The 4,028-nt window shown below is 62.6% G+C and carries 3 protein-coding genes and 1 pseudogene; 2 read left to right on the top strand and 2 right to left on the bottom strand.

The window, feature by feature from the left end:
* Positions 1-338: pseudogene (locus H5395_RS17835) on the top strand (integrase core domain-containing protein); the annotation flags it as partial.
* A gap of 502 nt (positions 339-840) precedes the next feature.
* Here the strand turns inward: H5395_RS17835 and H5395_RS17830 are convergent.
* Together H5395_RS17830 and H5395_RS17825 are read right to left on the bottom strand one after the other, a co-directional pair.
* On the bottom strand, positions 841-1,299 hold the full coding sequence (locus H5395_RS17830) for a transposase (protein WP_255440806.1): 459 nt from the start codon (positions 1,297-1,299) through the stop codon (positions 841-843).
* Positions 1,300-1,488: 189 nt separating this feature from the next.
* Positions 1,489-3,069 (bottom strand): alpha/beta fold hydrolase, encoded by a 1,581-nt coding sequence (locus tag H5395_RS17825; RefSeq protein ID WP_255440805.1) that lies wholly within the window; start codon positions 3,067-3,069, stop codon positions 1,489-1,491.
* A 173-nt stretch (positions 3,070-3,242) separates the two neighbouring features.
* Here H5395_RS17825 and H5395_RS17820 point away from each other — a divergent pair, with 173 nt between their 5' ends.
* The gene (locus tag H5395_RS17820) at positions 3,243-3,467 is read left to right on the top strand and encodes a tautomerase family protein (protein WP_182793857.1); all 225 of its coding nucleotides are present in this window, start codon (positions 3,243-3,245) and stop codon (positions 3,465-3,467) included.
* Positions 3,468-4,028 lie beyond the last annotated feature (561 nt).

Here is a 4,028-nt window from a genome sequence, read left to right as displayed (position 1 = left end):
GACCGGCTCTTCGGGCTGCGCCGCCGCTCCCCTACCGGCAATCATGAGTTCGACCGCCTCTGCGACGATCTCGGCATCGAGCACCCCCTGGCGCCGATGCACCCGCAAACCAACGGCATGGTGGAGCGGTTCAACGGCCGGATCGAGGATGTCCTGCAGAGCCACCGCTTCCACAGCGGCGAAGACCTGGAGCAGACCATCCTGCGGCTCATGTCCGCCTCTGCAACGGCCAGTTGCCCCAGCCTGTCCTCAAGGGTCGAACGCCCATCGACGCGCTCAAGGCTTGGCATCGCGAAAAACCCGAACTGTTCAGAAAGCAGCCGTATAATCACATAGGATATGACAGCTCAACATCGTCCTCGATGGTGTGCACAAGCTGGACGCGAGCGACTTTCTGCTCTGATCCGCACCCCGCAGGCAGCACCTTGAGGTGACCAGTTCAGCCGCGAGGCAATCGAGTAACCAGCAGCACGTCACCGTCGCTCAACCCCGTCCTGCAGATGGCGTAGCGCAGGCCGGTGGGGGCAGGCACTAACCGGTTTCAACACCACCAGCGTACGCAGCATGCCACGAGCGGCTCATCAAGGCCGTCGCCTTCGCGCGAACCTCTCAGATCGGCCGAGCCACATGCATGAAATCCGGTCACGTCCGTCAATGTGGTGTAATTCCCGCGATGGCCTGAGGTCATGATCAGGCGGCCTTGGTCGTGAGACCGAGGACCTCGCGCTCCCCCACGTGGGTGACGCCCAAGGCGATGTAGACCGCGTTCGTCATTGGGCTCGAACCGATGGCGCCTTGATGGCTCATTCCTGACCATCCGGCTGTCGGCATCGCGGATCTTCACCCGCGGGGCGTCGATAATGGAGGAGGATCAGAAAACGGGGGCGGAGCCCCGTTTTCCCGACGACGGATCGGATACATTCGGTCCAGCGCCCGGTGCTGCCAGTCCCGGACTTCCTCCAGCACGGCATCGGTGACGCGGCTGATCAGGTCCGGCGACCTTCGAAGTCCGTAAAGCTCCTCGAGACTCGTCTGGATGTCGCGAACCGGAAGCCCGGCGGCGTAAAGGCCGATGATCTTGTCATCCACCCTGTCGATCCGGGTCTGGCCTTTTTTCACCAGCTCCGGCTCGAAGCTGCCGTTCCGGTCGCGTGGCACCGCCAGCGGCACCTCGCCATCCGAGCCCTTCACCCGCTTTGTCGCGGTGCCATTGCGGCGGTTGGCCTGTTTGGGTGGCGGTTCCGCTCCAGCCTCATAGCCCAGATGCGCGGTCAGTTCGGCCCCGAGCATCCGCTCCATCAGCCGAACCTTCGGTTACTTCATCAGCCCGGCATCGCCGAGCAGATCCTCGGGCCGCTTGCAGCCCTTCAGCAACTCGTCATCGTCCTTGCTCCTCTCAGGAAGCATGGACCGAGTCAGTCATGCACAGAAGATCGGACACTCTCCATGGCGGGTACCCGTGGCCATGTGTCCACGTCTGACTTGCTGTCAAAGGTTATGGATATCGAGGAATCGATCTATCTCGTCCATGCAAACGTCCCATGCAGGCTCGTGACCGAGAATGATGTGGCTGCGGCTCTCAAGTGGCACGAAACGCGCACCCGGAATGCCGATGGCGAGCTCGCGCCCTTGCGCCAGGGTGATCCGCTCATCGTGGCGCGCGTGCAGCACCAGCGTCGGCGCACGCACCTGCCCCAGCAGATGGCGCACATCGATATCACCGAACGCCTCCTGAAAGCGCACTGCATTTTCAGGTGAGGTGGTCTGACGCTGAAAGTCGTCGAACCAGGCCAGTTCCTCGGGCGTGCCATCGGGCATGAAGGTCTGACTGAAGATATGACGATAAGCTGAGTTGTCCCTGCCCCAACCCAGCCGGGTCAGTGTCATCACCGCCTCGCGCCGCTCGCGCTCTTCGGGGGTGGCGCCGATCCGCCAGCCGGCGGCATAGCCCCCGATCAGCACCAGCGCCGACACCCGTTCGGGATGGCGCACGGCATAAGCGATCGACACCGCACAGCCTTGCGACATGCCGAGGAGCGGAAAGCGCGTGAGGCCGAGTGCGTCGATAATCGCCTCGAGATCGCGCACGAAGCATTCGAAGCTGATCTCAGGCACATCCCAGTCTGACAGGCCGTTGCCGCGCTCGTCATAGCGGATAAAGGTGTGCCGCGCGGCAAACGCCTTGAAGGTCCGAGCCCAGATCAGGCTCGACCAGTCGAGCTCAAGATGATTGAGCCAGTTCGCCGCCTTGACGAGCGGCGGCCCCTCTCCGACGGTGGCATAGGCGATCCGTACGCGATCTTCGGATTCGCAGAATCCGATTGTCTGATGCTGTAACAGGCGGCGAACGCTGTCCGCCGGGGGGGCATCTTCCGGAGCCCTCTGCGCGAGCAGGTCGGGGATCGATCCGAGGCCGGCTTCCATGGCCATCCGCTGGTAGTCCTGCACCACCGCCTCGGCTTCGGCACTGCGCCCGATCTTCTTCAGCGTGCGCACCAGGATGCCCGCGGCCTCAGGAGACAGAGGATCGGAGGCGTGCCAGTCACGCACCCATTTCAGCGCCGCCCCGTCGCTGGTCTCGCGATGCCGGGTAAGACGTTCGAGCACCGCCAGCCGCAGATGCAGCACCTCTTCACGCTCGGCCGTCAGCCAAGCCTGGTAGGCGTCGAACTGTGGCAGATCAAGCCCGTCGAGGAGCGGCAGTGACAGCGCAGCCGCCATCGCGTGCAGCCGATCAAGGGGCGGATCGGCCGCATCTGGGCGAAGCGTCTGACGCAGATCCAGCAGATCGACCTCGGCCGCCCTGACGCTCAGCGACACGCGCTCGCGGTCTGCCTCAAGCCGCGTCTGCCCAGGCCCGTTGACGAGCGGGCGGATTTTGCTCAGCGCCCATCGCAGGGCGCCACGCGGATCGTCCGGCAGGTCCCAGAACATATCGCACAGCCGCTCGCGTCGATGCGGCCGCCCTGTCAGCGCAAGGTAGACCAGAAGCGCGCGAGTCTTCTTCGAAGGGGGCAGCACGATCGGCTCCCCGCCGTGCAGCACCCGCAACTCGCCTAGAACGTGCATGCGCAGGACCATAGGCATCGCACGATCGCCCCATCAAAAAACACGTTTGAAGGCGCCGGATACAACGCAGTCTACCACGTTCGGATCAACGCGTCTCCTCCATAGCTGTATTCGCAGGGCTGGTAGTCACGCGGATTCAACCCGCGACCCCATCAACATCGAAGGAAAGTCTGATGCCGCTGATCGATGTCCATGTAATCGAAAACGTCTTCACCGCGGAGCAGAAGCGGAAGATTATCCACGACTTGACGGATGCCATGGTCGCCATCGAAGGCGAAAGCATGCGCGGTGTCACCTGGTGCAGGATCCGGGAAGTGCGCAGCGGCGACTGGGCCATCGGGGGAAATCCCCTGACCACCGCGGATGTTCAGGCGTTGGCGCGCGGAAAGGCCGCATGAGCGGTGCATGACGCCTGGTGAAGCCAAAGTGCAACCATACCGCTCAATCAAGAAGGAAAAAACATGTCAGACATTTGTCAGCCTTTGCTTGCCGCAACCCTCATGGCACTCGCACTCACCGGTTCGGCCGGTTTGCTGTCGGCCAATGAGGCTGCTAAGTTCAGCCGGCAGTGACGCATGTCCTGCATGGCATCGCCGCAGCGATTTTAGCACCCGACCTCTGCGCTTTGGGTCTCTGCGAGGAATGGGCGCTGACGGCCCATGCAGGACGGCGATGACAACTCCATCATGGCAGTCCTGCGGTCCCGATCCGTGAAACCGGCGCCATGCGAACGAACGACCGGCTTTACCCACTTGTGACAACAAGGAACGAATCATGACCACGAAGCATTACGGAAGTTGCCTTTGTGGCGCCGTCGAAATCGAGGTGACCGGGTAATCCTCCCATTTCTAACGGGGTCCATTCGTAGAACTCATGCGGCCATTTTCAGTTTCTGGGCGGGTGTGATGCCGCCGATGCCCATGTTCGGGCGGTCGTTGTTGTAAGTCCAGAGCCATTGC

Origin of the sequence: Paracoccus sp. MC1854, from assembly GCF_014164635.1 — a bacterium.
GTDB lineage: Bacteria > Pseudomonadota > Alphaproteobacteria > Rhodobacterales > Rhodobacteraceae > Paracoccus.
This window is presented reverse-complemented; position numbering and strand designations above follow the sequence as displayed.